Raw genomic sequence first — 26,702 nt, forward strand, 5'->3', positions numbered from 1 at the left:
TTTACTCATCTCTTGCTGGCAGTTTGAATGCTGTCAGCATTTTACCTGGTTGTTGGCAATGTGCTGCCTGCGTTCAACGCCGGCACCGTCTCGCTAAGAAAATCAATCATTGCCCGCATTCTGGCGGGCATATGCTTATGGCCTGCCCATAACAGCCACAGATTGCCGGAGTAGCTGCTGATAAACTCCCACTCCGCCAGCACCTGCACGATTTCACCCTTTGCCAGCGCTTCGCGGGCGGTAAACAGCGGCAGGCTTCCGATACCCAGATGCTGTTTAACCGCATCAAGACGCACGGCAGTGTGGTTAGCGGCGTAGCGTCCATGCGTCTGCACCGTTTCGTTTTTGCCTTCGCGACGAAATTTCCACCGCGCGTCGGCGGGCGTTTCGCCAAGGCTGATACAGCTATGCGTACGCAGATCCTGCGGAGTCCGCGGCATTCCGTGGCGCTGTAAGTACTCCTTGGTGGCGCAGATGACATGAACAATCGGCATCAGCGGTTTGCCATGCAGTCCAGGGGAAGGGGTATGGGTAATACGCAGCGCGAGATCGATGCCGTCATCAATAAAGTCGAGGTCGCGATCTTCTAAGCGTAAACAGACGTCAACCTGCGGATAACGGTTGAAAAAGTCGATCATTAGCGGATGGATGACAAAGCGCCCGACGGCTTTCGGTACGCTCAGCGTGAGTTTACCTTGCGCCACCGTCTGGGTACTTCCGGCGCAGTCCATAGCCTGGCGCGCCGCTTCCAGCATTTCCAGCGCATGTTCATACACCGCTTTCCCGGCATCGCTCAGCCGCAGCTTGCGGGTGGTTCGGTGCAACAGCTTGCAGCGCATCTCCTGTTCCAGCCGCGAGACGCTGCGACTGACGGCGGATGGCGTAATCCCGCTCTGACGGGCGACGGCGGAAAAGCTGCCTTGTTCGACAATCTGTACGAAGAGGGCGAGGTCGGGGAGAAGGTTTAGATTCATTTGTGCCCTCAAGGCAAAAGTGCATTGGTTGTGGAGGCCATTATCGCGGCCAATATTATCAATATACTGTGCTGACAGAGAGGAGAACAATCATGACTGAACGTGTTTATTACGCCAGCGACGCCACCGAAGGGCACGCACAGATTATCAGCTGCAGCGCTGAAGCCGATGGCCGTTATGCGATTGAACTGGACCGCACGTTGTTCCATCCGCAGGGCGGCGGCCAGCCCTCCGATCGCGGCTGGATCGATGAGCAGCCCGTAATGGCGGTCACGACGCGCGGCGATAGCGTGTTGCATATCGTTGCCCAGCCGCTGCCGCTTGGCGAGGTGGGGATGAGCATTGATGCGCCTGTGCGACAGTTACATGCCCGTCTGCACTCCGCCGGTCATTTGCTGGGGTTGGCCGGCGAGCAGTTCGGCTGGCGGCCGGTGAAGGCGCATCACTGGCCGGGAGAGGGGAGGATTACGTTTGCTGCCGACGCCGGCGCCGCGTTACCGGAAGCTAGCGCCCTGCTGGCGCAGGTGAAAGCGTGGCAGATGCAGGATTTACCGCGCCGCATCACCTTCGCTAATGGCTTGCGCGCCGTGGGATTTGGCGATTTGCCGGCTTATCCCTGCGGCGGTACTCATGTTGCCAGTCTGGCGATGCTGGGGAATATCGTCATCAGCCAGTTGAAAATGAAAAAAGGGCAGATGATCGTCAGCTACACCCTCGAATAAGCATTTCAGGCGTGCTCAGGGTAGGGATGTTTGCCACGATAAATGCGCTCCGGCCTACCGACTTTGCCATAACTGATCTCTGCTTCCAGAAAATCGTTTTTAACGCCTTGTTCCAGATAGCGGCGGGCGGTTGTTTTACTGCTGCCGAGGATGCGGGCCAGAGAGTCGGCGGTATGCACCACTTCCGGGTCTGAGAATAGCTGAAGCACGCGGTGAAAGGTGCTTTCATCGATCCCGCGCAGCGGCGCGTCAGCAGGCTCAGTATGCTCGCGAGCCTGGATATTAAACAGGGCGTCGACGTGGGTCTGGCTGGCCTGTTCACTCGAACGCAAGGAACTGCGGTAGCGGGCGAAACGCTCGAGCGTATGCTGTAAACGTTGATAGTGCACGGGCTTAATCAGGTAATCGAATACCCCCAGACGTAGGGCCTCGCTGATGGTCTCCATATGATTATCGGCGGTAATAAAAATGATTCGTCCTTTGTAATTCGTGCTGACAGCGTGGCGAATCAGATCCAACCCCTTGCCGTCAGGGAGAAAGTTATCCAGCAGGATCAGCTGCGGCTGGTAGAGACGCATCAGTTTTTTCGCGCTTTCCAGTTTATCCGCGATGCCGATAACGTTGAACTGGGGGAACTGTTTGATGGTATCGACCAGGATTTCCGCCAGCATAGGTTCGTCTTCAACGATTAGAGTAGTAATGCTATCCATGATGTTCATCTCGGGTCAGGGGGATATAAAGGGTAAAGATGGTGCCAAAGGGAATGTTATTTTCGACGACGATAGTGCCGCCTGCTTGTTCTACGTAACTGCGCACCAGCCAGAGCCCAATACCGTGCTCGGCGCTGGCGCTACTGGTGACGCCGCGCTCGAAGATGCGGTCGCGTAGCGTCTCGTCAATGCCGCATCCCTGATCGGCGATCTCGACGATCAGTTCATGGCCGTCGCTATTTATTAAACACTCGATCTGCTTCGATCCCAGCGGCTGGCGTAACGAGGCATTGTAGGCGTTGTCGAGAAGATTCCCCACGATCGAGATCCATTCGCTGGGAGAAAGCGCGGTGGGAAGGATATCGACGAAACAGGCGGGATCGAATACCAGTTCAAGACCGAGCTCCTTGGCCCGATAATATTTACCGATCAGTAGCCCGGCAAGGTGGTTATCCTGGAAATTACGCGCAATAAAATCGAGCACCTTCTGGTGGCTTTCGGACTGTTGCTGAATCAGATCCAGCGCGTGATCGTAGCGTTTGAGAAACAGCAGCCCGGCGATGGTTGAGATCAGATTACGATGTTCATGCTGCACGGCGCGCAGGTTATCGGCGTACTGCTGTACCTGGCTCAGCTGCAGACTGAGGGTGTTGATGTCATCTTTGCTGCGAAAACTAATCACCCACCCCTGAGGCGCATTATTTAAGATCACCGCCATTCGGCTGGCGATCACTTTGATCTGATTAAAGGTGACAATGGCGTCTTTTTTGTTTTCATGCGGGGCATCGTAGAAGAAGGTCTCTTGCGCAATGACGCTACTGATCTTTTTACCGATCAGTACGGGCTCCGGCTGGCTCAGATTAAGCAGACGACGGGCGGTCTGATTAATAGCGGTTATCTTATAATTTGAGTCGATGGCGATGAGCCCCTCAAACACCGATTCAAATAGCACGCTCTGCTGGATGAGCAGCTGCGATAGCTGCTGGGGCTCCATATTGAGCATCTGCTTTTTGATATGCAGCGAGAAGCGCCGAGCGCAGTACAGCAGCAATAGCAGGATAATCGCCATCGGGATCAGTAGCGAGCTTACCTGCAGGCTGAGCCAGTTTTCTAACTGTTCAATGGTATAACCGACCGAGACGATGCCGATGACTTTGCCGGTGGCGTCCTGCACCGGCGATTTACCCCGTAATGATGAACCTAGCGAACCTTTGCGTACCGAGACATAGCTTTTGGCGTTATACAACGCCTCATCGCTATCGCCGCCTTCCATCGATTTACCGATTTCGTCAGGATTCACATGATAGAGGCGCTGCCCGTTGGCGTCGCCGACGGTGATATAGGTAGCGTCAGAGAAGGAACGCATGGGGTCGATAAGCTCTTTAATTCTGGCGAGATCGCGTTTCTGTACCGCTTCCACCAGCTCCGGCATCGCCGAAATCTGCATCGCCTGAATTAATGCCCGCTGCCCGACCTGGTAATGAAGACGTTCCTCGGTTATGTCTGTCAGATACCAGGACATACCCAGCATGACGACAGTAGAGGTAAATAAGATCAGCAGGAAGATACGATTCTGAAAGGATCGCCTTGCAAACCAGTGGGTTATTTTTCGGGTGTACATAGGGCCGATAGACATTAAATGGCTAGTTTCCTCGTTTGGCGGTCGGTGTACCTGCAGTTGGCGCACAGAACCAAAAATTTCAGAAAAACGCCCGATCAAAAACATTGAGTCGGGCGTTGGTTTGGTAGCCCGGATAAGGCGCCAGCCGCTATCCGGGAAGGATGCCGGCTTACATCGCCAGCACGTACTTGAGCATCACCCCGGCGGCGATCGCCGAGCCGATCACCCCGGCCACGTTCGGGCCCATCGCGTGCATCAGCAGGAAGTTCTGCCCGTCCGCTTCCAGACCCACCTTGTTGGACACCCTCGCCGCCATCGGCACCGCCGACACCCCGGCGGAGCCAATCAGCGGGTTGATCTTGTGTTTACTGAACACGTTCATCAGCTTCGCCATGATCACCCCGGCCGCGGTGCCCACGCAGAAGGCGATCACCCCCAGCAGCAGGATCCCCAGCGTCTGCGGCTGCAGGAACTTGTCCGCCACCAGTTTGGCCCCCACCGACAGCCCGAGGAAGATGGTGACGATGTTGATCAGCGCGTTCTGCACCGTGTCGCTAAGACGATCCACCACCCCGCTTTCGCGCATCAGGTTGCCGAAGCAGAACATCCCCAGCAGCGGCGCGGCGTCCGGCAGCAGCAGCGCCACCAGCAGCAACAGCACCGCCGGGAAGAGGATCTTCTCGCGTTTGCTCACCGTACGCAGCTGCACCATGCGGATCTTCCGCTCTTTGTCGCTGGTCAGCGCCTTCATGATCGGCGGCTGGATCAGCGGCACCAGCGCCATGTAGGAGTAGGCGGCCACCGCGATGGCCCCCAGCAGCTCCGGCGCCAGCTTGCTCGACAGGTAGATGGCCGTCGGGCCGTCGGCGCCGCCGATGATGCCGATGGCCGCCGCCTGCGGCAGGGTGAAGTGGATGAAGCCGAAGTAGTTCAGCGTCAGCGCCCCGAGCACGGTGGCGAAGATCCCGAACTGCGCCGCCGCCCCCAGCAGCAGGGTGCGCGGGTTGGCCAGCAGCGGGCCGAAATCGGTCATCGCCCCGACGCCCATAAAGATCACCAGCGGCGCGATACCCGAGCCAATCGCCACCTTATAGAAGATGGCCAGCACCCCGGAGGAGTAGCCCATGTCCACCGCCAGCGTCTCCATCTGCCCCTGCACCGACGGCAGGGCCAGCGCCAGCGCCTCCTTGATGGCGTGGACGTCCGGCGCGCAGTTGAGCTTCGCGGCAATCACCGCCAGCTGGACCGGGTCGTGATGGGCCAGCAGGTTTTCCAGCGCGCTCAGCGCCAGCCCGGCCTCCGGAATATTGGAGAGCAGGCCGCCGAAGCCAATCGGCAGCAGCAGTAACGGCTCGAACTTTTTCGCAATCGCCAGCCACAGCAGCAGCAGGCTGACCAGCAGCATCACCGCCTGGCCGGCTCCCAGGTGCATCAGCCCCATGCCCTGAATCAGGGCGTTCAGACTTTCCATTTGCGCTCCTCGTCCTTACGCCAGCTGCAGCAGGGTGTCGCCGACCGCCACCGCATCGCCGGATTTCACCGCGATACCGCGTACGGTACCGGCCTGCGCGGCGCGGATTTCGGTTTCCATCTTCATGGCTTCCAGAATCAGCAGCACCTCGCCCTCCGCCACCGCCTGGCCTTCGCTGGCCAGCACCTTCCAGATAGTGCCCGCCAGCGGCGCGGTCACCGGGGTACCGGCGCCTGCCGGGGCCGGGGCCGGGGCGGCAGCGGCTACCGGCGCAGCGGCGCTGAGCTGGCTGACGTCGCCGCCGTCGCTGACCTTGACCACGAAGGCTTTGCCTTCCACTTCGACGGTGTAGATGCCGGAGGCGGCGGCTTTTGCCGGCGCGGCAGATTTTGCTTCTTCCACCTGCGGCACGGGCTCAAAGGCCGCCGGGTTGTAGCGGTTTTCGAGGAACTTCAGGCCGACCTGCGGGAACAGCGCCACGGTGAGCACGTCGTCGATGGCGTTATCGGCAAGCGTGATGCCCTTCTCCTGCGCCTGGCGTTTCACGTCGGCTTCAAGCTCCGCCAGCTCCGGCTTGAGTAAATCCGCCGGGCGGCAGGTGACGGCGTCGGCGCCGTTGAGCACCCGCGCCTGCAGGGCGGCGTTAACCGGCGCCGGGGTGTGGCCGTATTCGCCTTTCAGGATACCAGCGGTCTCCTTCGCAATGGTTTTGTAGCGCTCGCCGCCCAGCACGTTGAGCACCGCCTGGGTGCCGACAATCTGCGAGGTCGGGGTCACCAGCGGGATGAAGCCGAGGTCCTCGCGCACGCGGGGAATTTCCGCCAGCACCTCATCCAGCCGGTGGGCGGCGCTCTGCTGTTTCAGCTGGCCTTCGAGGTTGGTGAGCATCCCGCCCGGCACCTGGGCGACCAGGATGCGGCTGTCGGTGCCTTTCAGCTGGCCTTCGAAGGCGTGGTATTTTTTGCGTACCTCGCGGAAGTACGCGGCGATGCTCTCCAGCTTGTGGATATCGAGGCCGGTGTCGTACGGCGTGCCGGCGAGGGTGGCCACCAGCGCTTCGGTTGCCGGGTGGCCGTAGGTGGCGCTCATCGAGGAGATGGCGGTATCAACGCCGTCGACGCCGGCTTCAATGGCCTTCAGCAGCGCCATTTCCGCCATGCCGGTGGTGGCGTGGCAGTGCAGGTGCAGGGTGACGTCATAGCGTTTTTTGATTTCGCTGACCAGCTCAAAGGCGGCATGCGGGGTGAGGATGCCGGACATGTCCTTGATGGCGATGGAGTCAACGCCGGTCTCCAGCAGCTGTTCGGTGAGGTCGAGCCAGGTCTGCAGGGTGTGCGCCGGGCTGGTGGTGTAGCTGAGGGTGCCCTGGGCGTGGGCGCCGTGGCGGCGGACCGCCTGCAGGGCGGCCTGCATGTTGCGCGGGTCGTTCATGGCATCGAAGACGCGGAACACGTCCATGCCGTTTTTGACGGCGCGCTCCACAAAGCGCTCCACCACGTCGTCGGCGTAGTGGCGGTAGCCGAGCAGGTTCTGGCCGCGCAGCAGCATCTGCAGCGGGGTTTTCGGCATCGCTTTTTTCAGCTCGCGCAGGCGGACCCACGGGTCCTCGCCGAGGAAGCGGATGCAGGCGTCAAAGGTGGCGCCGCCCCAGCATTCCAGCGAGCGGTAGCCGACGTCGTCGAGCGCGGCCGCAACGGGCAACATGTCGTCGAGACGCAGACGGGTGGCGAACAGGGACTGGTGGGCGTCGCGCAGGACGACATCGGTAATGGCAACGGTCATAAATTCCTCCGTGAATTAAGGATTAAGGCGGCGATGGTGGTGAATGGCGGCGACAATCGCCGGCTTTAAACGGGCGAAGTCGTCAGCGGGCGCGACGGCGGCCGTCGCCGCTTTGGGCGCGGCAGGCGGCTCAGGAAACAGACGGGTAACGGCGACGGACATCCCCCGGATGGCGAAAATGAGCAGCAGCAGAAACAGCAGCACGAAGCCCATGCCAAGAAACATCAGGGTGAAGCCTTCGCCTAACAGCGCAGCATCAGTCATACAAAATCTCGTATAAGGGCACGATGGCGCGTTGGTTGGCGAGCTTGTCGACGCTTCCGGCTAAGGAGCAGGGTGGATTTCCCGCAGCCGCCCCCGGCGCTGGTCCCTGACTGGGTCAACTTCTTCGGCCGCTCAACGGCGCCATCGTGCGTATGGGTTAAATCATCATGCCGAACACGATGCTGGCGATGACCAGCACAATACCGCCGCCCAAACGAGAGGAGATTTGCGCATAAGAGATAAGGCTCATACGGTTACAGGCGGAAAGAACTTCCAGGTCTCCGGAACCGCCGCGGTTAGCCATACACAGGCCTGCGGTGATCGCCGATTCAATCGGGAAGAAGCCCATCATCCAGCCGCCGATCGCCGCGCCGAGCACTGCGCCGATAACGATGACGGCGGCGATAACGACGTTATAGACAGTAATGGCATTGATGATTTCCTGCAGGTCGGTGTAGCAGACGCCGACGCCGACCATCAGTACCCACAGCAGCTGTTTAGAGAAGAAATCAGACAGACGCTTGGCGCCGGCTTTGATTTCCGGTGAGCACAGGCCGGAGGCGTTCAGCGCCGCAACGATCAGTACCATCCACGCGAAGTAGTGAATCGAAACGCCGCCAATGCTTGGCAGGATTTTCTTCGCGACGACGTATGCCAGCAGGAAACAGGTCGTGGAAAGCACCAGACCGACGGCGGTTTCACGATGCGTGATTTGTCCCGCCTTCTCGTCTTCTTCGACTTTGAACGAGGCTTTACGCACCAGTTCGCCTTCGCCGCTCAGCCAGGGGTATTTTTTGCCGATGATATCGAGGACTGCGGCGAAGACGATGGCGAAAATGTTAGCGATGGTCAGAATAGCGATAGCGGTTGAGTAGTACTCATCACGCGAACGACCGGTGACGGAGTGATAAATCTCCGACAGCGGAACCGCGCCCGCGCCGTTGCCGCCGCCCATGATCGGCAGGACGTACAGCATCATGATGCGATCTACCGGAATGCCGAACACCAGACCGATAGCGATGCCGAAAATCGACGCGCCGACAATGCCCATCAGGATAGTTGGAATATAGCCGAGCAGCGATTTCAGCAGCAGACGGCGGTTTACCGACAGAATCGCCCCGGTAATGAGTACCGCGATGAATAAGTTAAGGAAGTTACTTTCATCCATAACGTTGCTGATAGCATCGATTTCTTTTTGCGTGAAAATACCGGCATAAACGAAATAAGCGGCGACCAGGAAAATCATTACCGGGGCGCCACCTATATATTTGTTGAATATCGGTAGGCGTTTACCTATTTCGCCGAATATGGCGCCGATAATAAACATGATAGCAAAGCCGCCAACGATGTCGGTGGGTAAAGCGTTATAAAAATGTGAAAGTAATAGCGTAATTAACGCAAACGCGTAAAGGGGGAGCGGCATGCCGAAGATTTTAAATCCCAGCAGGTCGCTAACGCCCTTTTTCTCCGTCGCCGGAGCCTGACTCATGTTGGTCATAAACGTTTTCCTGTTTATTGATGGAGTAGTAATACCGGCGCATAGTAATAAATAGACTTAGTGCTAAGGTGTGATTGCCTTCACTGAATACTCGTGTTTTTTATTAATTTAATTATTTTTATTATTCTGAATTAATTAACAACATAAAAACCATAAAGCTAATTAAGCCACGGGAAAAACTGTGACTTAAATACAAGTATCAATAGTCGAACGCTGGCGAAATACAGTTCGTTTTAGAATAACGAAGCGCTAAAAAATGACTCTGATATTAAAACGCGTTCAGCTATTAAAGGATCAACCGCGGCGAGAGGCGATCGATCGGTTTCTTCATCAGCATCAGTTGTCGTTAGAAGCCGATTGCGAGATGGCAATCGTGGCGGAGTATCGGCAGCGGCTGGTCGGCTGCGGCGCCATTGCCGGTAATGTACTGAAATGCATCGCCGTCGATCCCTCGCTACAGGGGGAGGGGCTGAGCCTTAAATTACTGACCGAACTCCTGACGCTGGCCTATGAACTGGGGCGCAGCGAACTGTTCTTATTTACTAAGCCGAGCAATGCCGCGCTGTTCTCCGGCGCCGGCTTCTGGCCGATAGCCCAGGCGGGCGACCGCGCCGTATTGATGGAAAACAGCCGCGAACGTCTGACTCGTTACTGCCGTCAGCTGGCAATGTACCGTCAACCGGGAAAAAAAATCGGCGCTATTGTGATGAACGCCAATCCCTTCACCCTTGGTCACCGCTGGCTGGTGGAACAGGCGGCACGGCAGTGCGACTGGCTGCATCTGTTTGTGGTCAAGGAGGATGTGTCCTGCTTTTCCTATCACGATCGCTTCACGCTGATCGAACAGGGGATTACCGGCATCGACAAAGTGACGCTGCACCCCGGTTCGGCGTATCTGATCTCGCGGGCGACGTTCCCCGGTTACTTCCTGAAAGAGCAGGGCGTGGTCGATGACTGCCACAGCCAGATTGACCTGCAGCTCTTCCGCGAACGTCTGGCCCCGGCGCTGCAGATAACCCATCGTTTTGTCGGCACCGAGCCGCTGTGTCCCCTGACCCGTAATTACAACCAGCGCATGAAGTCACTGCTGGAAGCGCCAGGCGACGCGCCGCCCATTGAAGTGGTTGAGCTGGCGCGAATCGAAAAAAATGGCGGACCCGTGTCGGCCTCGCGAGTGCGCGAACTCTATCGGCAACGCAACTGGCAGGCGGTCGCGGCGCTGGTGCCGCCGGGAACCCTCTCTTTTCTGATGCAACTGGCGGAAAGCGAACATCAAACCGCCTGATTTTTATGCCCTAACTAAGGATTTTCCCCTATGGAAATGAAGATTGACGCCCTGGCCGGCACGCTGGAATCCAGCGATGTGATGGTCAGGATTGGACCGGCGGCGCAGCCGGGCATTCAGCTGGAAATCGACAGCATTGTGAAACAACAGTTTGGCGCCGCGATTGAGCAGGTGGTCAGAGAAACGCTGGCGCAGCTTGGCGTGAAGCAGGCCAACGTGGTGGTCGATGATAAAGGCGCGCTGGAGTGCGTACTACGTGCCCGCGTACAGGCCGCGGCGCTGCGGGCGGCGCAACAGTCCCAATTACAATGGAGCCAGCTATGAAACCACGTCGCAGTATGCTGTTCATCCCTGGCGCCAATGCCGCCATGTTAAGCACTTCATTCGTTTACGGCGCCGATGCGGTGATGTTCGACCTTGAAGATGCCGTTTCGCTACGCGAAAAAGATACCGCTCGCCTGTTGGTGCATCAGGCGCTGCAGCATCCGCTGTATCAGAATATCGAAACCGTGGTGCGTATTAACCCGCTGAATACGCCATTCGGTCTTGCTGACCTGGAAGCGGTAGTCCGCGCGGGCGTGGATATGGTGCGTCTGCCGAAAACCGACAGTAAAGAAGATATCCATGAGCTGGAAGCGCATGTTGAGCGGATTGAGCGCGAATGCGGCCGGGAAGTGGGCAGCACCAAACTGATGGCGGCTATTGAGTCGGCGCTGGGGGTGGTGAACGCGGTGGAGATCGCCCGCGCCAGCCCGCGTCTGGCGGCGATTGCGCTGGCGGCCTTCGATTACGTTATGGATATGGGCACCTCCCGCGGCGACGGTACTGAACTGTTCTATGCCCGCTGCGCCGTACTGCATGCGGCGCGCGTTGCCGGCATCGCCGCTTATGACGTGGTGTGGTCGGATATCAATAACGAAGAGGGCTTCCTGGCGGAAGCGAATCTGGCCAAAAACCTCGGCTTTAACGGCAACTCGTTGGTTAACCCACGACAAATAGAGCTCCTGCATCAGGTCTATGCTCCGACGCGCAAAGAGGTCGACCACGCGCTGGAAGTGATTGCCGCGGCGGAAGAAGCCGAAACGCGCGGTCTTGGCGTGGTATCGCTGAACGGCAAGATGATCGATGGACCGATTATCGACCACGCTCGCAAAGTGGTGGCGCTCTCGGCTTCCGGTATTCGTGATTAAGGGGAATAAGATGAAAGAGACAGTAGCAATGCTTAATCAGCAGTACGTGATGCCGGAAGGGTTAGCGCCTTATGCGGGCGTGACGGCGAAAAGCCCGTGGTTGGCCAGCGAAAGCGAAAAACGTCAGCGTAAAATCTGTGATTCGCTGGAAACGGCAATCCGTCGCTCCGGCTTGCAAAACGGCATGACCATTTCGTTCCACCACGCGTTTCGCGGCGGTGACAAAGTCGTCAATATGGTGGTGGCGAAGCTGGCGGAAATGGGCTTTCGCGATCTGACGCTGGCATCCAGCTCGCTGATCGACGCCCACTGGCCGCTGATCGAGCATATTAAAAATGGCGTGATCCGCCAGATCTACACCTCCGGCCTGCGCGGTAAGCTCGGCGAGGAGATCTCCGCCGGCTTGATGGAAAACCCGGTACAGATCCACTCCCATGGCGGTCGCGTACAGCTGATTCAAAGCGGCGAGCTGTCGATTGATGTCGCGTTTCTCGGCGTCCCTTGCTGCGATGAGTTTGGCAACGCCAACGGCTTTAGCGGTAAATCACGCTGCGGTTCGCTGGGCTACGCGCGCGTTGATGCGGAACATGCCAAATGCGTAGTGCTGCTGACCGAAGAGTGGGTGGATTATCCTAACTATCCGGCCAGTATCGCCCAGGATCAGGTCGATCTGATAGTCCAGGTGGACGAAGTCGGCGATCCGGAAAAAATCACCGCTGGCGCGATCCGTCTGACCAGCAACCCGCGTGAGCTGCTAATCGCCCGTCAGGCGGCGAAAGTCGTTGAGCATTCCGGTTACTTTAAAGACGGTTTTTCGCTGCAGACCGGTACCGGCGGCGCCTCGCTGGCGGTGAGCCGCTTCCTCGAAGACAAAATGCGCCGTAACGGTATTACCGCCAGCTTTGGCCTTGGCGGGATCACCGGGACGATGGTTGACCTGCACGAAAAAGGGTTGATTAAAACGCTGCTCGATACCCAATCGTTCGATGGCGACGCGGCGCGTTCATTAGCGCAGAACCCGAACCACGTAGAGATTTCCACCAACCAGTATGCCAGCCCGGGCTCTAAAGGCGCCTCCTGCGAGCGCTTAAATGTGGTGATGCTCAGCGCGCTGGAAATTGATACCGATTTTAACGTCAACGTGATGACCGGCTCCAATGGCGTACTGCGCGGCGCATCCGGCGGCCACAGCGATACCGCCGCTGGCGCGGATCTGACCATCATTACCGCGCCGTTAGTTCGCGGCCGTATTCCCTGCGTCGTGGAAAAAGTGCTGACTCGCGTCACGCCGGGAGCCAGCATAGATGTGCTGGTCACCGACCACGGCATTGCGGTAAATCCGGCGCGCCAGGATCTGATCGACAATTTGCGCAATGCGGGCATTGCGCTGATGACTATTGAGGAACTGCAGCAGCGTGCGGAACTGTTAACCGGCAAACCGCAGCCGATCGAGTTTACCGATCGCGTGGTGGCGGTGGTGCGCTATCGCGATGGCTCCGTGCTTGATGTTATTCGTCAGGTGAAAAACAGCGACTAAACGCAGAGGGGGAAGGGCAATGAGCGAAGTGTTAATCAATCCGCACCGTTCGCTGCGCGTGAAACCGCTGAACGCTGAAGAGGTGGTCAGCGCGGTAGAGCGCGCGCTGCTGACTGAAGTTCGCCTGACCCCAAAGCCTGGGTTGGTGGATATTCGTAATGCGGGCGCCCATCACGATATGGATCTGGCTTCGTTTGAGGCCAGCACCGCGGTGGTGGCGCCGTGGATGGAGAAATTTTTCATCATGGGCCACGATACCGCGGCGATTGTCCCGGAGCAGGTACTAATGATGCTGCGTCCGGTGGGGATGGCCTGCGAAAACGATATGCTGGAGGCCACCGGCGGAGTGAATACCCATCGTGGGGCGATCTTCGCTTTTGGTTTGCTGAGCGCGGCGGCGGGAAGGCTGGTGTCGAAAGGCGAGCCGATTGAACAGCATCGGCTTTGCGACCAGGTGGCGCGATTCTGTCGCGGCATGGTTATGCAAGAACTCTCCGCTTCCAGCGGGGAACCGTTAAGCAAAGGCGAGGCCCATTTTCTACGTTACGGCCTCTCCGGCGCTCGCGGCGAGGCCGAGAGCGGCTTTCGAACCGTACGCACCCAGGCGCTGCCGGTGTTCAACCGCATGATGGAAGAGACCGGCGATAGTAACCTGGCGTTGCTGCAAACCTTGCTGCATCTGATGGCATGGAATGATGACACCAATCTGGTTTCGCGCGGCGGGCTTGCCGGCCTGAACTTTGTGCAGCAGGAGGCGCAGCGGCTGTTGTGGCAGGGCGGCGTCATGGCTGACGGTGGGCTGGAGGCGCTACGCCAACTCGACGACGAGCTGATTGCTCGCCATCTCAGCCCCGGCGGCAGCGCAGATTTATTGGCGGTAACCTGGTTTTTATCCGCTTTCCCCGCAGGCGCGCTTTTCCCCCTTTGATTGCGTACAACAACGCCTTAGCCCGCCTCGCGCGGGCGGGGCGCTACGTGCCCCTCCAGAATTTCACTACTTAAACGCCGAATCGCGGCACAATCATATAGTTTTTACTGATATCGACCGCCGTTTGTCATAAATTTCTAATTATCGGCGTTTTTGAGTAGCGGCTATGCAATGGGCTGGTTACTCTGAAAACAATTCACGTGAAGTTAACAAAAGAGAATAGCTATGCAAGATGCACAAATCCGCGTGGCCATCGCCGGCGCGGGCGGCCGGATGGGACGCCAGTTAATTCAGGCTGCGCTGCAAATGGACGGCGTGGCGCTTGGCGCTGCGCTGGAGCGCGAAGGTTCGAGCCTGGTGGGCAGCGATGCGGGCGAGCTGGCGGGCGTTGGTAAATCAGGCGTTACCGTCCAAAGCAGCCTGGCGGCGGTAAGCAATGATTTCGATGTTTTAATCGATTTTACCCGCCCAGAAGGCACGCTCAACCATCTGGCTTTCTGCCGTCAGTACGGCAAAGGGATGGTGATCGGCACTACCGGTTTTGATGATGCCGGAAAGCAGGCGATTAGCGATGCCGCACAGGAGATTGCTATCGTCTTTGCCGCTAACTTTAGCGTTGGCGTCAACGTGTTGTTAAAGCTGCTGGAGAAGGCGGCGAAGGTGATGGGCGATTATACCGATATCGAAATCATCGAAGCGCACCATAGGCATAAAGTGGACGCCCCGTCAGGCACCGCGCTGGCGATGGGTGAGGCGATCGCCGGGGCACTGAACAAAGATCTGAAGGACTGCGCCGTCTACAGCCGTGAGGGCCATACCGGTGAACGTGTTCCGGGTACTATTGGTTTCGCTACCGTTCGCGCGGGCGACATCGTCGGCGAACATACGGCGATGTTCGCTGATATCGGCGAACGTATCGAAATTACCCATAAGGCCTCCAGCCGGATGACATTTGCCAATGGCGCCGTTCGTTCTGCTTTGTGGCTGAAAGGCAAAAAAAATGGTCTATTTGACATGAAAGATGTGCTTGATCTGAATGCTTTATAATGATTATTACCCATCGTGATGTGGTTATTGCATTCAATATGTAATTGATTGCAAAGGGCAATATTTTATTGCCCTTTTTTATTTTGAGTGCTTTTGTCTTTTTTTCTTCTTAAAGCTTCAAAAAAATATATCTTACTAATGTTTTTAGTTATTGAATTGTAAATTTTGACCATCTGGTCCACTTTTTCCCCCTCCGTCGAGTGATTTTACAGTTTTCCTCGCCCGCAAGCGTTTTCTCAACCAGGTTAGTTGATCTTTTTACCGTGAAAAACGCCCGTTACGCGCCAGTGGCGTAAAATAAGATTAAAAATATCCGCTTTAAGTTGACTTTTACCCGACATCTCTCCAGAATGCCGCCGTTTGCCAAAATTCTGCGGGCAAAAATTTGCATTGATTCAGATCTACGTTCTGCATTAATATGCAAATAAAGTGAGTGAATATTCTCTGGAGGGTGTTTTGATTAAGTCAGCGCTTTTGGTTCTGGAAGACGGAACCCAGTTTCACGGTCGGGCCATTGGGGCAACCGGCACGGCGGTTGGGGAAGTCGTTTTCAATACTTCAATGACCGGTTATCAAGAAATCCTCACTGATCCTTCCTATTCCCGCCAAATCGTCACTCTTACTTATCCCCATATTGGTAATGTCGGCACCAACGCCGCCGATGAAGAATCTTCCCAGGTACACGCACAAGGTCTGGTGATCCGCGACCTGCCGCTGATTGCCAGCAACTTCCGCAATACCGAAGACCTTTCTTCTTACCTCAAGCGCCATAACATTGTGGCCATTGCCGATATCGATACCCGTAAGCTGACGCGTTTACTGCGTGAGAAAGGGGCGCAGAATGGCTGCATCATCGCGGGCGATAACCTTGATGCCCAGCTGGCGCTGGAAAAAGCTCAGGCGTTCCCTGGCCTGAACGGTATGGATCTGGCGAAAGAGGTCACTACCGCAGAAACCTACGCCTGGACCCAGGGGAGCTGGACACTGGCGGGCGACCTGCCGGAAGCGAAGGCGGAAAGCGAGCTGCCGTTCCACGTCGTGGCTTATGACTTCGGCGCCAAGCGCAACATCCTGCGGATGCTGGTTGACCGCGGTTGTCGCCTGACTATCGTTCCGGCGCAAACGTCGGCTGAAGACGTGCTTAAGCTGAATCCGGACGGTATTTTCCTCTCCAACGGCCCAGGCGACCCGGCGCCGTGCGATTACGCCATCGCGGCGATTGAAAAATTCCTCACCACCGATATTCCGGTCTTTGGCATCTGTCTCGGCCATCAGCTGCTGGCGCTGGCGAGCGGTGCGAAGACCATTAAGATGAAATTCGGCCACCACGGCGGCAACCACCCGGTTAAAGATATCGATAACAACGTCGTGATGATTACCGCCCAGAACCATGGCTTTGCCGTTGATGAAGCGACGCTGCCTGCCAACCTGCGCGTGACCCATAAGTCACTGTTCGACGGCACCCTGCAGGGGATCCATCGTACCGACAAGCCGGCGTTTAGCTTCCAGGGTCACCCTGAAGCGAGCCCGGGCCCGCACGATGCCGCGCCGCTGTTCGACCACTTTATCGAGTTAATTGAGCAATACCGTAAGTCCGCGAAATAATCAGGAGTAAAAGAGCCATGCCAAAACGTACAGACATAAAAAGTATCCTGATTCTGGGCGCGGGTCCGATTGTTATCGGTCAGGCGTGTGAGTTTGACTACTCTGGCGCCCAGGCCTGTAAAGCCCTGCGCGAAGAGGGTTACCGCGTTATTCTGGTGAACTCCAACCCGGCGACTATCATGACCGACCCGGAAATGGCCGATGCGACCTATATCGAGCCGATTCACTGGGAAGTGGTGCGTAAAATTATCGAAAAAGAGCGCCCGGACGCGGTGCTGCCGACCATGGGCGGCCAGACCGCGCTGAACTGCGCGCTGGAGCTGGAGCGTCAGGGCGTGCTGGCAGAGTTCGGCGTGACCATGATTGGCGCGACCGCCGATGCGATCGATAAAGCGGAAGATCGCCGTCGCTTCGACGTGGCGATGAAGAAAATCGGCCTCGACACCGCGCGTTCCGGCATTGCGCACACCATGGAAGAAGCGCTGGCGGTGGCCGCTGACGTTGGCTTCCCATGCATCATCCGTCCGTCCTTTACTATGGGCGGCACCGGCGGCGGTATTGCCTATAACCGCGAAGAGTTCGAAGAAATCTGCGAACGCGGCCTGGATCTCTCTCCGACCAACGAACTGCTGATTGATGAATCGCTGATCGGCTGGAAAGAGTACGAGATGGAAGTGGTGCGCGATAAGAACGATAACTGCATTATCGTCTGCTCGATTGAAAACTTCGATGCCATGGGGATTCACACCGGCGACTCCATCACCGTCGCCCCGGCGCAGACCCTGACCGACAAAGAATACCAAATCATGCGTAACGCCTCGATGGCGGTACTGCGTGAAATCGGCGTGGAAACCGGCGGCTCTAACGTACAGTTCTCGGTGAACCCGAAAGATGGTCGCCTGATCGTCATCGAAATGAACCCGCGCGTCTCCCGCTCTTCGGCGCTGGCTTCGAAAGCGACCGGCTTCCCGATTGCCAAAGTGGCGGCGAAGCTGGCGGTGGGTTACACCCTCGACGAACTGATGAACGATATCACCGGCGGCCGTACTCCGGCCTCCTTCGAACCGTCCATCGATTACGTTGTGACCAAAATTCCACGCTTTAACTTCGAAAAATTCGCTGGCGCTAACGACCGTCTGACAACGCAGATGAAATCCGTCGGCGAAGTGATGGCGATTGGCCGCACGCAGCAGGAATCGCTGCAGAAAGCACTGCGTGGCCTGGAAGTGGGCGCCACCGGCTTCGACCCGAAAGTCAGCCTCGACGATCCGGAAGCGCTGACCAAAATCCGCCGCGAGCTGAAAGACGCGGGCGCCGAGCGTATCTGGTACATCGCTGATGCCTTCCGCGCCGGTCTCTCCGTCGACGGCGTCTTCAACCTGACCAACATCGACCGCTGGTTCCTGGTACAAATCGAAGAACTGGTGCGCCTGGAAGAGAAAGTGGCGGCAGTGGGCATCAACGGCCTCGACGCTGATTTCCTGCGTCACCTGAAGCGTAAAGGCTTTGCCGATGCGCGTCTGGCGAAGCTGGCGGGCGTGCGCGAAGCGGAAATCCGCAAGCTGCGCGACCAGTACAACCTGCACCCGGTCTACAAGCGCGTGGATACCTGCGCGGCGGAATTCGCCACCGATACCGCCTACATGTATTCCACCTATGAAGACGAGTGCGAATCCAACCCGTCCGTAGACCGCGATAAAATCATGGTGCTCGGCGGCGGCCCGAACCGTATCGGCCAGGGTATCGAATTTGACTACTGCTGCGTACACGCCTCGCTGGCGCTGCGCGAAGACGGTTACGAGACCATCATGGTTAACTGTAACCCGGAAACCGTTTCGACCGACTACGACACCTCCGACCGTCTGTACTTCGAGCCGGTAACGCTTGAGGACGTACTGGAAATCGTGCGCATCGAGAAGCCGAAAGGCGTTATCGTGCAGTACGGCGGCCAGACCCCGCTGAAGCTGGCGCGTGAACTGGAAGCCGCAGGCGTACCGGTTATCGGCACCAGCCCGGATGCTATCGACCGTGCTGAAGACCGCGAGCGCTTCCAGCATGCGGTTGACCGCCTGAAGCTGAAGCAGCCGGCGAACGCCACCGTGACCGCGCTTGAGCAAGCGGTTGAGAAGGCAAAAGAGATCGGTTATCCGCTGGTGGTGCGTCCGTCCTACGTACTGGGCGGCCGCGCGATGGAAATCGTCTACGACGAGGCTGACCTGCGCCGTTACTTCCAGACCGCGGTGAGCGTCTCCAACGATGCGCCGGTACTGCTGGACCGCTTCCTCGACGACGCGGTTGAAGTTGACGTCGACGCTATCTGCGATGGCGAAATGGTGCTGATTGGCGGCATCATGGAGCACATCGAACAAGCGGGCGTACACTCCGGCGACTCCGCCTGTTCTCTGCCTGCCTACACTCTGAGCAAAGAGATTCAGGATGTGATGCGCGAGCAGGTGCAGAAGCTGGCCTTCGAGCTGCAGGTTCGCGGCTTGATGAACGTACAGTTCGCAGTGAAGAACAACGAAGTGTACCTGATTGAAGTCAACCCGCGCGCGGCGCGTACCGTACCGTTCGTGTCGAAAGCCACCGGCGTCCCGCTGGCGAAAGTGGCGGCGCGCGTGATGGCTGGTAAAACGCTGGCGCAGCAGGGCGTCACCAAAGAAATCATCCCGCCGTACTATTCGGTCAAAGAAGTGGTGCTGCCGTTCAACAAATTCCCGGGCGTTGACCCGCTGTTAGGGCCGGAAATGCGCTCTACCGGGGAAGTGATGGGCGTGGGCCGCACCTTCGCGGAAGCGTTCGCCAAAGCGCAGCTGGGCAGCAACTCCACGATGAAGAAACAGGGCCGCGCGCTGCTCTCCGTTCGCGAAGGCGACAAAGAGCGCGTTGTCGACCTGGCGGCAAAACTGCTGAAACAGGGCTTCGAGCTGGATGCAACCCACGGTACTGCGATTGTTCTGGGCGAAGCCGGTATCAACCCGCGTCTGGTGAACAAGGTGCATGAAGGTCGTCCGCACATTCAGGACCGTATCAAGAATGGCGAGTATACCTACATCATCAATACCACCGCAGGACGTCAGGCGATTGAAGACTCCAAGCTGATTCGCCGCAGCGCGCTGCAGTACAAGGTGCATTATGACACCACCCTGAACGGCGGTTTCGCCACCGCGATGGCGCTGAATGCCGATGCGACCGAGAAGGTCATTTCGGTGCAGGAAATGCACGCGCAAATCACCAAATAAGCGCACCGGCCGGGCCGGAAAGCGAAACACAGGGGCTGACGATATCGTCAGCCCCATTTTTTTACGGCACTCATCTTCGGAGAGTTCTGCTTTTATCTATCTGTCAGGTCAGGCTAACTATAGTTAGCACGATAACGATACCAATTGATGAAAAGACAGGAGGATACAATGCGGAACAAAATTCTGGTGGCATCCGCGCTGGCGGCAACGGCGATGGTATTTGTGGCAGGTTGCTCATCAAATCAGTCGCTCAAAACGACAGATGGCAAAACAATTGTGACCAGCGGTAAGCCGCAGGTCGATGATGATACTGGCCTGGTATCCTACAAAAATGCGGAAACCGGTCGCGTGGAGCAGATTAATCGCGACCAGGTGAAGTCAATGGACGAGCTGGATAACTAAAAAAAGGCAGTGGCTTCGGCCACTGCTTTTTACCTTTCATTGTACGGCGATTACCAACGGTGATTCAGCAGAATGTGGCCGCCATAAGCGGCGTAGCTGTTTTCACCCCATTCGCCGCTGGCGCGCAGCGAGATAGTGGTCGTCTCGTTCACATTGCCGGTCACGCCCAGCTCTAACTGACCGCGGTCGTCCGGCGTATCGTTGCTGACTTTTTCACCATTGAACGCCAGATCGTTTTGACCCGCGCCTTTCAACCAGTTCACCGCGATATACGGCTGCCATGCTTTAACATCGTGCTGCTCGAAGTAGCTGCTCTTCACGCCGAGACGGCCAAACAGGCTATTGTTGTCCAGGGTGGTTACCCGCACGCCATCCGGGTCGGTATGATTTTCCTGATCGAGATAGCTGTAGATCACCTGCGCCTGAGGCTCAATCTTCCACGTACGCGCGCTTTCTGAAGGGATCACCCACGCATGGCCGACTTCAACAGAGGCGGCAAAACCTTTACTGTCATACTTTTCATTGTTGCGATTGCTGGTGACGGTGTTGTTATACCAGCTGTATGACGCCCAGGTATCGATGTAGCTGCCGAGACGTAATTTCGGATCTTCCTGCCAGGTGGCGTACAGGCCAACGTTGAAACCGTCGACTTTACCCTGCGCATCACGCACGTTGTGTTTCGCATCCGAATCCGTTTTCGCCTGGCCTGCGCCAAACATGCCGCCCGCACGCAGCATTCCTTTGTCCATCGGCTTGCTCATGAAATCACTGCCGAGCTGGAGCACGGTGGTGGTGGTGTCGTAGCTGACTTTATCGCCGCCGGCGTCGTTCTCATGATAGCGGCCCTTCACGTACATCCAGGTGTTCAGATTGTCTTCGTTGCGGAAAGTGAGCTGGTCGCGATCGTCACGTTTATGCAGGAACATACTCTGTGCCGCAAGGTAGTTGCCCATATAAGCACCGACTTCCGGGGCCATTACTTCTGGCGCGGATTGATCGCCATTATCGGTATTGCTGCCGCCATCGGTATTGCTGCCGCCATCGGTGCCGCTGCCGCCATCGGTGCTGCTGCCGCCATCGGTGCTGCTGCCGCCATCGGTGCTGCTGCCACCATCGGTGCCGCTGTCATCATCGTCGGTATCATCCGACGGATCGTCAGACGGGGTCGCTTTGGATTCCAGATACCAGTTGCCGTTGTTGTGCTGATAAAGATCGTATTCATAAGCTCCGGCGACAACTGGTTTTGACAAGGTTAGCTGTGCTTCAGAACTGCCGCCGACGCTGACAATCTCCATGCCATTAACGGTTTGCGCGCCCATTCCGCCGATGTTGGCGATACTGATGCCGGATTGACCGTAGCTGCTGCCGGTGATCGACAAATGGTCGGTCGGTGAACTGTCTTCGCCAACCTGACTGTTCATCACGATTTGGCTGCCGGCAGAACCGCTATAGTCGCCGTTAATCGTAAAATTGTTGCCAACGCTATTATCCGCGGCGCTAAGCAACAGCGTGCCGCTGTTGCTCACATTGCCATTGATGGTGTCGACGCCGGATGTTCTTAGCGTTGAGTTACCGTCAACCGCATTCCACGCCGCGAGGATACCGCCGCTGAGGACATCAATGTTGTTATTGACTTCGCCTGCGCTGGCAAATTGCGCGCCATTTTCGATGGTGAGGGTGGCGTCGCTGCCGGCGACGCCGAGAGTAGCGCCTTCCGCGACCAGAGTGGTGCCGCTTTTGAGCACGGTATCGCCGGTATAGCTATTGGCGCCGGTGAGCGTCAGCGTGTTGGTATCGACTTTTTCCACGTTACCGCTACCGATGATGCTGGTGGTAAAAGTAGAGTCGCTTCCCTGATTGAAGATCAGCGTGCCGTTATTGGTCAGGCTACCGGTGAGGGTTGCGGTTTTCTGCCCGTCGCCCAACTGCAGCGTGGCCGCTTCCGCGACCAGCGTGTTACCACTATTAGCGACAGCGCCCGCCAGCGTCAACTGGCCGCTATTAACCTGGAGGGAATCGCCGCTGCCGATGATGTCGAGGTTGCCGGTGAGCGTCCAGTCTTCACCGTTCATTTTCACGGAGGCAAAACCGTCGCCGTCGTTAAGGCCGACAAAGTTACTGTCTTCCGTTCCGGTACCGACCAGCGAGACGGTGTTACCCGTTGAGCCCGTGGAGATGACATCGCCGATGAGGGAAGAGCCGGTATTGAGTACCAGGCTGTTATTTTTGCTGCTGGCAAACATAACGGCCGCATCGCCGCCGCCAAGTAAACCGCTATTGATGATATCGGCTTTCGCGCTATCAACGATGTTGATCCCGTTCTGGCTGCCCTGCACGGTGCCGCTGTTGTTAATTTTGCTGTTGCCGTTGCTTAACGCAACACCATCGCCTGCGGTACCGGTGATGGCGCCGCTGTTATCTAACCCGAGGCCAATTTGCGAACTCAGGCCGTTTTTCCCGGTGATCACGCCGGTATCGGTATTGGTGATACTAATTGCCGATGACTCTTCGCTAACGAAAATACCGTTGTTAGCGCCAGTAATGATTCCGCTATTATTAAAATCACCTGCCATTGATTGTACGTTAACGGCATTATCAGTTGCAGATGAAATAATTGCATTTTCATTATTATTAATTTCAACGGATTGACCTTCGATATTAATATCCAGTCCGATTCCCGTTCCGGCAATATTGCCTTCATTGGTGACTTTTTTGACGTTCATTCCGCTAACGGATACTGCTGGGGTGTTATCTGCGGAGGAGACGGTGACGTCTCTACTGATGGCGTATTCCGTGTCGGTGGAGAAGTTTTGCGGTACTGAAGTTGACTGGTCAATCGTGCCTGCGCTGACAACAATTGGCGTAAACATTAATAAGGCGGGAAATATTCTCGCCAGTGTTTTGGTTGTTCTGTTTAGTTCAAAGTGTTTGTTGCTCATATACACGTCCATTTGCGTAAATAGCGCTTCCGGTTAACGCTATATATTAGAATTGCGTTTTTAGATTGAAAATTTTTGGGCTCAAGATGAAGAGCGTAAAATTATTGGTTGTACATTGTGGAGTGTATAGGTTTATTTATTAAAGAATGATTTAATCTCGTCTTAAAATATGCATTGACTGTATTATTTGTAATAATAAATTCGTATGGGGAATTGAATGGGACGACGATTGCCCCCTGGAGCGTCTGCAATTCTTTCGTGATGGAAGGATTATCATTGGCTGTATTCGACTTCTCCTCAGGCATTCCCCCCTTTCAGTGAGCGAGTTAACTGTCTACACTCACTGCTACAAGAATACAAAAGACAGGCCCATTCATGATTCTGATAATTTACTCGCATCCTTATCCGCATCACTCGCATGCGAATAAGCGGATGCTTGAGCAAGCAGGGACGCTTGATGGCGTAGAGATACGCTCCCTCTATGAGCTATATCCCGACTTCAATATCGATATCGCTGCCGAGCAGGCGGCGCTGGCGCGCGCCGATCTGGTTATCTGGCAGCATCCGATGCAGTGGTACAGCGTTCCACCGCTGTTAAAACTGTGGATGGATAAAGTACTGTCCCACGGCTGGGCGTACGGCCACAACGGTATTGCGTTACACGGTAAATCGCTGATGTGGGCGGTTACCACCGGCGGCGGCGAAAGCCATTTCGATATTGGTTCATTCCCCGGCTTTGACGTGCTGGCGCAGCCTCTGCAGGCGACGGCGCTGTACTGCGGCATGAAATGGCTGCCGCCGTTTGCGATGCACTGTACCTTTATCTGCGATGACGAAACGCTGCAGGCGCAGGCCCGTCATTATCGTCAACGCTTAATCGAATGGCAGGAGACGCATAACAATGGATAGCCATACGCTAATACAGGCGCTGATTTACCTCGGCTCCGCTGCGCTTATCGTGCCGATCGCCGTGCGTCTGGGACTGGGATCGGTGCTGGGATATCTCATTGCCGGCTGCGTTATCGGCCCGTGGGGACTGCGACTGGTCACTGACGCTGAGGCGATTCTGCATTTCGCCGAAATCGGCGTGGTGCTGATGCTGTTTGTTATAGGCCTTGAGTTGGATCCGCAGCGCCTATGGAAACTGCGCGCCTCGGTATTTGGCGGCGGTGCGCTGCAAATGGTGGTGTGCGGCGCGTTTATCGGGCTGTTCTGCATGCTGCTTGGCTTGCGCTGGCAGGTGGCGGAGCTTATCGGGATGACGTTGGCGCTGTCGTCGACGGCGATTGCCATGCAGGCGATGAACGAGCGTAACCTGACGGTGACGCAACTAGGGCGGAGCGCCTTTGCCGTGCTGTTGTTCCAGGATATCGCCGCTATTCCTTTGGTCGCGATGATTCCGCTGCTGGCGGCCAGCGGCGGTTCAACGACCCTGGCCGCGTTTGCGCTGTCGGCGTTGAAAGTGGCCGGCGCGCTGGCGCTGGTGGTGCTATTAGGGCGCTATCTGACCCGCCCGGTGCTGCGCTTCGTTGCCCGTTCCGGTCTGCGCGAAGTATTCAGCGCCGTGGCCCTGTTCCTGGTCTTTGGCTTCGGATTGCTGCTTGAGGAAGTCGGGCTGTCGATGGCGATGGGCGCGTTTCTTGCCGGGGTGCTTCTGGCAAGTTCGGAATACCGCCATGCGCTGGAGAGCGATATCGAACCGTTTAAAGGGTTGCTGTTGGGGCTGTTCTTTATCGGCGTCGGTATGTCTATCGACTTCGGTACCCTCGTCACCCATCCGCTACGTATCCTGATCCTGCTGGTGGGTTTTTTGGCGATTAAAGCCTTGATGCTATGGCTGATTGCTAAACCCCTGGGTGTACCGCGCGCGCAGCGACGCTGGTTTGCCGTACTGCTGGGGCAGGGAAGTGAGTTCGCTTTCGTGGTCTTCGGCGCCGCGCAGATGGCCGATGTGCTGGATAGCGAGTGGGCGAAGGCGCTGACGCTGGCGGTGGCGCTATCAATGGCGGCAACGCCCATTCTGCTGGTGCTGCTGACGCGGATGGAGAAATCCGCCAGCGGCCAGGAGCGCGAAGCGGATGAGATTGACGAAGAGCAGCCGCGGGTGATTATCGCCGGTTTTGGCCGCTATGGGCAGATTGCCGGGCGCGTGCTGCTTTCCAGCGGCGTGAAAATGGTTATCCTCGATCACGACCCGGACCACGTTGATACCCTGCGCAAGTTCGATATGAAGGTGTTTTACGGCGATGCCACGCGGGTGGATCTGCTGGAATCGGCGGGGGCGGCAAAGGCTGAAGTGCTGATTAACGCCATCGACGATCCGCAGGCTAGCCTGCAGCTGGTGGAGTTGGCGAAAGAGCACTTCCCACATCTGCAGATCATTTCGCGCGCCCGCGATGTCGATCACTACATTCAGCTGCGCCAGGCCGGAGTGGAAGCGCCGGAGCGCGAGACCTTCGAATCGGCGCTGAAAAGCGGCCGTATGACGCTGGAGGCCTTAGGTCTGGGCGCTTATGAGGCCCGCGAGCGCGCCGATCTGTTCCGCCGTTTCAACCAGCAGATGGTGGAAGAGATGGTGGCGATGGCGGAAAATGATGCCGCCTCTCGCGTGGCGGTGTTCAAGCGAACCAGCGATATGCTTACCGGCATCATCAATGAGGACCGTAATCATCTGTCGTTGGTGCAGCGTCACGGCTGGCAAGGTACCGAAGAAGGGCGGCACACCGGAGACGTTCGCGATGAGCCGGAGAATAAGCCTTCAACCTGAGGTGGTAAGCAGATGTTGCGTTAACTTTACAGCTAACATTTTGTTTTCAATTTAGTTCCTGATCTGGCGGCTCATGAGGGTTACGTGGGCTCGCCAGCAAATCTAAAAATTTTCTTATTCTTTACTCTTCGTTCAGTCGACGAAGTATTACGCTTTCCGTATAGTGGCGGCAATTTTTTGCATTCGGGATATTTTCAATGATTAGTCTGATTGCGGCGTTAGCTGTAGATCGCGTAATTGGCATGGAGAACGCTATGCCATGGGACTTGCCTGCCGATCTCGCCTGGTTTAAACGTAATACCTTAAACAAGCCGGTGGTAATGGGGCGTTTGACCTGGGAATCCATCGGTCGCCCGTTGCCAGGACGTAAAAATATCGTTATCAGCAGCAAGCCAGGCAGCGACGATCGCGTGCAGTGGGTGAAGTCTGTTGATGAAGCGATTGCCGCCTGCGGCGACGCGGAAGAGATTATGGTGATTGGCGGTGGCCGCGTTTACGAGCAGTTCCTGCCGAAAGCGCACAAACTCTACCTGACCCATATTGATGCGGAAGTGGAAGGCGATACCCATTTCCCGGATTACGATCCGGACGAGTGGGAATCGGTGTTCAGTGAGTTCCACGATGCCGACGCGCAAAATTCCCATAGCTACTGCTTCGAGATCCTCGAGCGTCGTTAAGCTAACATAGCGTGGATTAAAAAACCCCGGTCGCGTCAGGC

Annotated in this window: 21 protein-coding genes; 13 read left to right on the plus strand and 8 right to left on the minus strand. The window is 56.8% G+C overall.

What is annotated here, in order from left to right:
* Nucleotides 1-41: 41 nt before the first annotated feature.
* Complete coding sequence (locus PGR10_RS18625) at nt 42-974, minus strand: LysR family transcriptional regulator (protein WP_087858171.1); 933 nt, start codon at nt 972-974, stop codon at nt 42-44.
* 92 nt (nt 975-1,066) lie between these two features.
* Here PGR10_RS18625 and PGR10_RS18630 point away from each other — a divergent pair, with 92 nt between their 5' ends.
* Nucleotides 1,067-1,696, plus strand: coding sequence for an alanyl-tRNA editing protein (locus tag PGR10_RS18630; RefSeq protein ID WP_430923920.1), 630 nt, complete (start codon nt 1,067-1,069; stop codon nt 1,694-1,696).
* 5 nt (nt 1,697-1,701) lie between these two features.
* Here PGR10_RS18630 and citB read toward each other — a convergent pair whose 3' ends face one another.
* From citB to citS, 6 genes are all read right to left on the minus strand, one after another.
* A complete protein-coding gene (citB, locus tag PGR10_RS18635; protein WP_087858169.1) occupies nt 1,702-2,406 on the minus strand; it encodes a citrate response regulator transcription factor CitB in 705 nt (234 codons plus the stop codon).
* Nucleotides 2,399-4,027, minus strand: a complete 1,629-nt coding sequence (gene citA, locus PGR10_RS18640; RefSeq protein WP_430923967.1) for a citrate sensor histidine kinase CitA — start codon at nt 4,025-4,027, stop codon at nt 2,399-2,401. Before citA ends, citB begins: the two co-directional genes overlap by 8 nt.
* A 169-nt stretch (nt 4,028-4,196) precedes the next feature.
* Nucleotides 4,197-5,498 (minus strand): oxaloacetate decarboxylase subunit beta, encoded by a 1,302-nt coding sequence (locus tag PGR10_RS18645; RefSeq protein WP_290346594.1) that lies wholly within the window; start codon nt 5,496-5,498, stop codon nt 4,197-4,199.
* A 15-nt stretch (nt 5,499-5,513) separates the two neighbouring features.
* A complete protein-coding gene (gene oadA, locus PGR10_RS18650; RefSeq protein ID WP_430923921.1) occupies nt 5,514-7,280 on the minus strand; it encodes a sodium-extruding oxaloacetate decarboxylase subunit alpha in 1,767 nt (588 codons plus the stop codon).
* A gap of 15 nt (nt 7,281-7,295) precedes the next feature.
* Nucleotides 7,296-7,544 (minus strand): oxaloacetate decarboxylase subunit gamma, encoded by a 249-nt coding sequence (locus tag PGR10_RS18655; protein ID WP_411326075.1) that lies wholly within the window; start codon nt 7,542-7,544, stop codon nt 7,296-7,298.
* 157 nt (nt 7,545-7,701) lie between these two features.
* On the minus strand, nt 7,702-9,042 hold the full coding sequence (citS, locus tag PGR10_RS18660) for a citrate/sodium symporter CitS (RefSeq protein ID WP_430923922.1): 1,341 nt from the start codon (nt 9,040-9,042) through the stop codon (nt 7,702-7,704).
* Nucleotides 9,043-9,298: 256 nt separating this feature from the next.
* Between citS and citC the strand changes: the two genes are divergently transcribed.
* The 9 genes from citC to PGR10_RS18705 all read left to right on the plus strand — a co-directional run bounded on the left by citC (nt 9,299) and on the right by PGR10_RS18705 (nt 20,278).
* On the plus strand, nt 9,299-10,327 hold the full coding sequence (citC, locus tag PGR10_RS18665) for a [citrate (pro-3S)-lyase] ligase (protein WP_430923923.1): 1,029 nt from the start codon (nt 9,299-9,301) through the stop codon (nt 10,325-10,327).
* A gap of 30 nt (nt 10,328-10,357) precedes the next feature.
* The gene (gene citD, locus PGR10_RS18670) at nt 10,358-10,651 is read left to right on the plus strand and encodes a citrate lyase acyl carrier protein (protein WP_012542888.1); all 294 of its coding nucleotides are present in this window, start codon (nt 10,358-10,360) and stop codon (nt 10,649-10,651) included.
* On the plus strand, nt 10,648-11,517 hold the full coding sequence (gene citE, locus PGR10_RS18675; RefSeq protein WP_430923924.1) for a citrate (pro-3S)-lyase subunit beta: 870 nt from the start codon (nt 10,648-10,650) through the stop codon (nt 11,515-11,517). The genes citD and citE overlap by 4 nt, the downstream gene beginning before the upstream one ends.
* 10 nt (nt 11,518-11,527) lie before the next feature.
* Nucleotides 11,528-13,054: a citrate lyase subunit alpha gene (gene citF, locus PGR10_RS18680; RefSeq protein WP_430923925.1), complete on the plus strand. Its 1,527-nt coding sequence runs from the start codon at nt 11,528-11,530 to the stop codon at nt 13,052-13,054.
* A gap of 19 nt (nt 13,055-13,073) precedes the next feature.
* Complete coding sequence (gene citG / locus PGR10_RS18685) at nt 13,074-13,982, plus strand: triphosphoribosyl-dephospho-CoA synthase CitG (protein WP_087860921.1); 909 nt, start codon at nt 13,074-13,076, stop codon at nt 13,980-13,982.
* A gap of 225 nt (nt 13,983-14,207) precedes the next feature.
* A complete protein-coding gene (gene dapB / locus PGR10_RS18690) occupies nt 14,208-15,029 on the plus strand; it encodes a 4-hydroxy-tetrahydrodipicolinate reductase (protein ID WP_087860920.1) in 822 nt (273 codons plus the stop codon).
* A gap of 456 nt (nt 15,030-15,485) precedes the next feature.
* A complete protein-coding gene (gene carA / locus PGR10_RS18695) occupies nt 15,486-16,634 on the plus strand; it encodes a glutamine-hydrolyzing carbamoyl-phosphate synthase small subunit (protein WP_430923926.1) in 1,149 nt (382 codons plus the stop codon).
* Nucleotides 16,635-16,651: 17 nt separating this feature from the next.
* Nucleotides 16,652-19,876: a carbamoyl-phosphate synthase large subunit gene (carB, locus tag PGR10_RS18700; RefSeq protein WP_087860917.1), complete on the plus strand. Its 3,225-nt coding sequence runs from the start codon at nt 16,652-16,654 to the stop codon at nt 19,874-19,876.
* A 168-nt stretch (nt 19,877-20,044) separates the two neighbouring features.
* Nucleotides 20,045-20,278 (plus strand): YgdI/YgdR family lipoprotein, encoded by a 234-nt coding sequence (locus PGR10_RS18705; RefSeq protein ID WP_015704368.1) that lies wholly within the window; start codon nt 20,045-20,047, stop codon nt 20,276-20,278.
* 50 nt (nt 20,279-20,328) lie between these two features.
* On the opposite strand, the gene PGR10_RS18710 is transcribed toward PGR10_RS18705, so the two are convergent.
* Nucleotides 20,329-23,217: an autotransporter outer membrane beta-barrel domain-containing protein gene (locus tag PGR10_RS18710; RefSeq protein WP_430923927.1), complete on the minus strand. Its 2,889-nt coding sequence runs from the start codon at nt 23,215-23,217 to the stop codon at nt 20,329-20,331.
* Between the two features lie 375 nt (nt 23,218-23,592).
* On the opposite strand from PGR10_RS18710, the gene kefF reads away from it, so the two are divergent.
* From kefF to folA, 3 genes are all read left to right on the plus strand, one after another.
* Nucleotides 23,593-24,126: a glutathione-regulated potassium-efflux system oxidoreductase KefF gene (gene kefF / locus PGR10_RS18715; RefSeq protein ID WP_087860915.1), complete on the plus strand. Its 534-nt coding sequence runs from the start codon at nt 23,593-23,595 to the stop codon at nt 24,124-24,126.
* Nucleotides 24,119-25,984: a glutathione-regulated potassium-efflux system protein KefC gene (gene kefC / locus PGR10_RS18720; protein WP_015368295.1), complete on the plus strand. Its 1,866-nt coding sequence runs from the start codon at nt 24,119-24,121 to the stop codon at nt 25,982-25,984. Before kefF ends, kefC begins: the two co-directional genes overlap by 8 nt.
* A 197-nt stretch (nt 25,985-26,181) precedes the next feature.
* Nucleotides 26,182-26,661 (plus strand): type 3 dihydrofolate reductase, encoded by a 480-nt coding sequence (folA, locus tag PGR10_RS18725; RefSeq protein ID WP_015368294.1) that lies wholly within the window; start codon nt 26,182-26,184, stop codon nt 26,659-26,661.
* Nucleotides 26,662-26,702: the final 41 nt, after the last annotated feature.

The sequence above is a fragment of the Klebsiella sp. 141198 genome (assembly GCF_050600785.1).
Taxonomy (GTDB): domain Bacteria; phylum Pseudomonadota; class Gammaproteobacteria; order Enterobacterales; family Enterobacteriaceae; genus Klebsiella; species Klebsiella aerogenes.

What these genes read in the sequence shown, in the direction of transcription:
- kefC (WP_015368295.1), top strand. Translation starts at nt 24,119, where the DNA reads ATGGATAGCCATACGCTAATACAGGCGCTGATTTACCTCGGCTCCGCT.
- citD (WP_012542888.1), top strand. Translation starts at nt 10,358, where the DNA reads ATGGAAATGAAGATTGACGCCCTGGCCGGCACGCTGGAATCCAGCGAT.
- citA (WP_430923967.1), bottom strand. Translation starts at nt 4,027, where the DNA reads ATGTACACCCGAAAAATAACCCACTGGTTTGCAAGGCGATCCTTTCAG.
- PGR10_RS18655 (WP_411326075.1), bottom strand. Translation starts at nt 7,544, where the DNA reads ATGACTGATGCTGCGCTGTTAGGCGAAGGCTTCACCCTGATGTTTCTT.
- citG (WP_087860921.1), top strand. Translation starts at nt 13,074, where the DNA reads ATGAGCGAAGTGTTAATCAATCCGCACCGTTCGCTGCGCGTGAAACCG.
- PGR10_RS18705 (WP_015704368.1), top strand. Translation starts at nt 20,045, where the DNA reads ATGCGGAACAAAATTCTGGTGGCATCCGCGCTGGCGGCAACGGCGATG.
- dapB (WP_087860920.1), top strand. Translation starts at nt 14,208, where the DNA reads ATGCAAGATGCACAAATCCGCGTGGCCATCGCCGGCGCGGGCGGCCGG.
- citS (WP_430923922.1), bottom strand. Translation starts at nt 9,042, where the DNA reads ATGACCAACATGAGTCAGGCTCCGGCGACGGAGAAAAAGGGCGTTAGC.
- citE (WP_430923924.1), top strand. Translation starts at nt 10,648, where the DNA reads ATGAAACCACGTCGCAGTATGCTGTTCATCCCTGGCGCCAATGCCGCC.
- folA (WP_015368294.1), top strand. Translation starts at nt 26,182, where the DNA reads ATGATTAGTCTGATTGCGGCGTTAGCTGTAGATCGCGTAATTGGCATG.
- oadA (WP_430923921.1), bottom strand. Translation starts at nt 7,280, where the DNA reads ATGACCGTTGCCATTACCGATGTCGTCCTGCGCGACGCCCACCAGTCC.
- PGR10_RS18710 (WP_430923927.1), bottom strand. Translation starts at nt 23,217, where the DNA reads ATGAGCAACAAACACTTTGAACTAAACAGAACAACCAAAACACTGGCG.
- citB (WP_087858169.1), bottom strand. Translation starts at nt 2,406, where the DNA reads ATGGATAGCATTACTACTCTAATCGTTGAAGACGAACCTATGCTGGCG.
- PGR10_RS18625 (WP_087858171.1), bottom strand. Translation starts at nt 974, where the DNA reads ATGAATCTAAACCTTCTCCCCGACCTCGCCCTCTTCGTACAGATTGTC.
- citC (WP_430923923.1), top strand. Translation starts at nt 9,299, where the DNA reads ATGACTCTGATATTAAAACGCGTTCAGCTATTAAAGGATCAACCGCGG.
- kefF (WP_087860915.1), top strand. Translation starts at nt 23,593, where the DNA reads ATGATTCTGATAATTTACTCGCATCCTTATCCGCATCACTCGCATGCG.
- carB (WP_087860917.1), top strand. Translation starts at nt 16,652, where the DNA reads ATGCCAAAACGTACAGACATAAAAAGTATCCTGATTCTGGGCGCGGGT.
- citF (WP_430923925.1), top strand. Translation starts at nt 11,528, where the DNA reads ATGAAAGAGACAGTAGCAATGCTTAATCAGCAGTACGTGATGCCGGAA.
- PGR10_RS18630 (WP_430923920.1), top strand. Translation starts at nt 1,067, where the DNA reads ATGACTGAACGTGTTTATTACGCCAGCGACGCCACCGAAGGGCACGCA.
- PGR10_RS18645 (WP_290346594.1), bottom strand. Translation starts at nt 5,498, where the DNA reads ATGGAAAGTCTGAACGCCCTGATTCAGGGCATGGGGCTGATGCACCTG.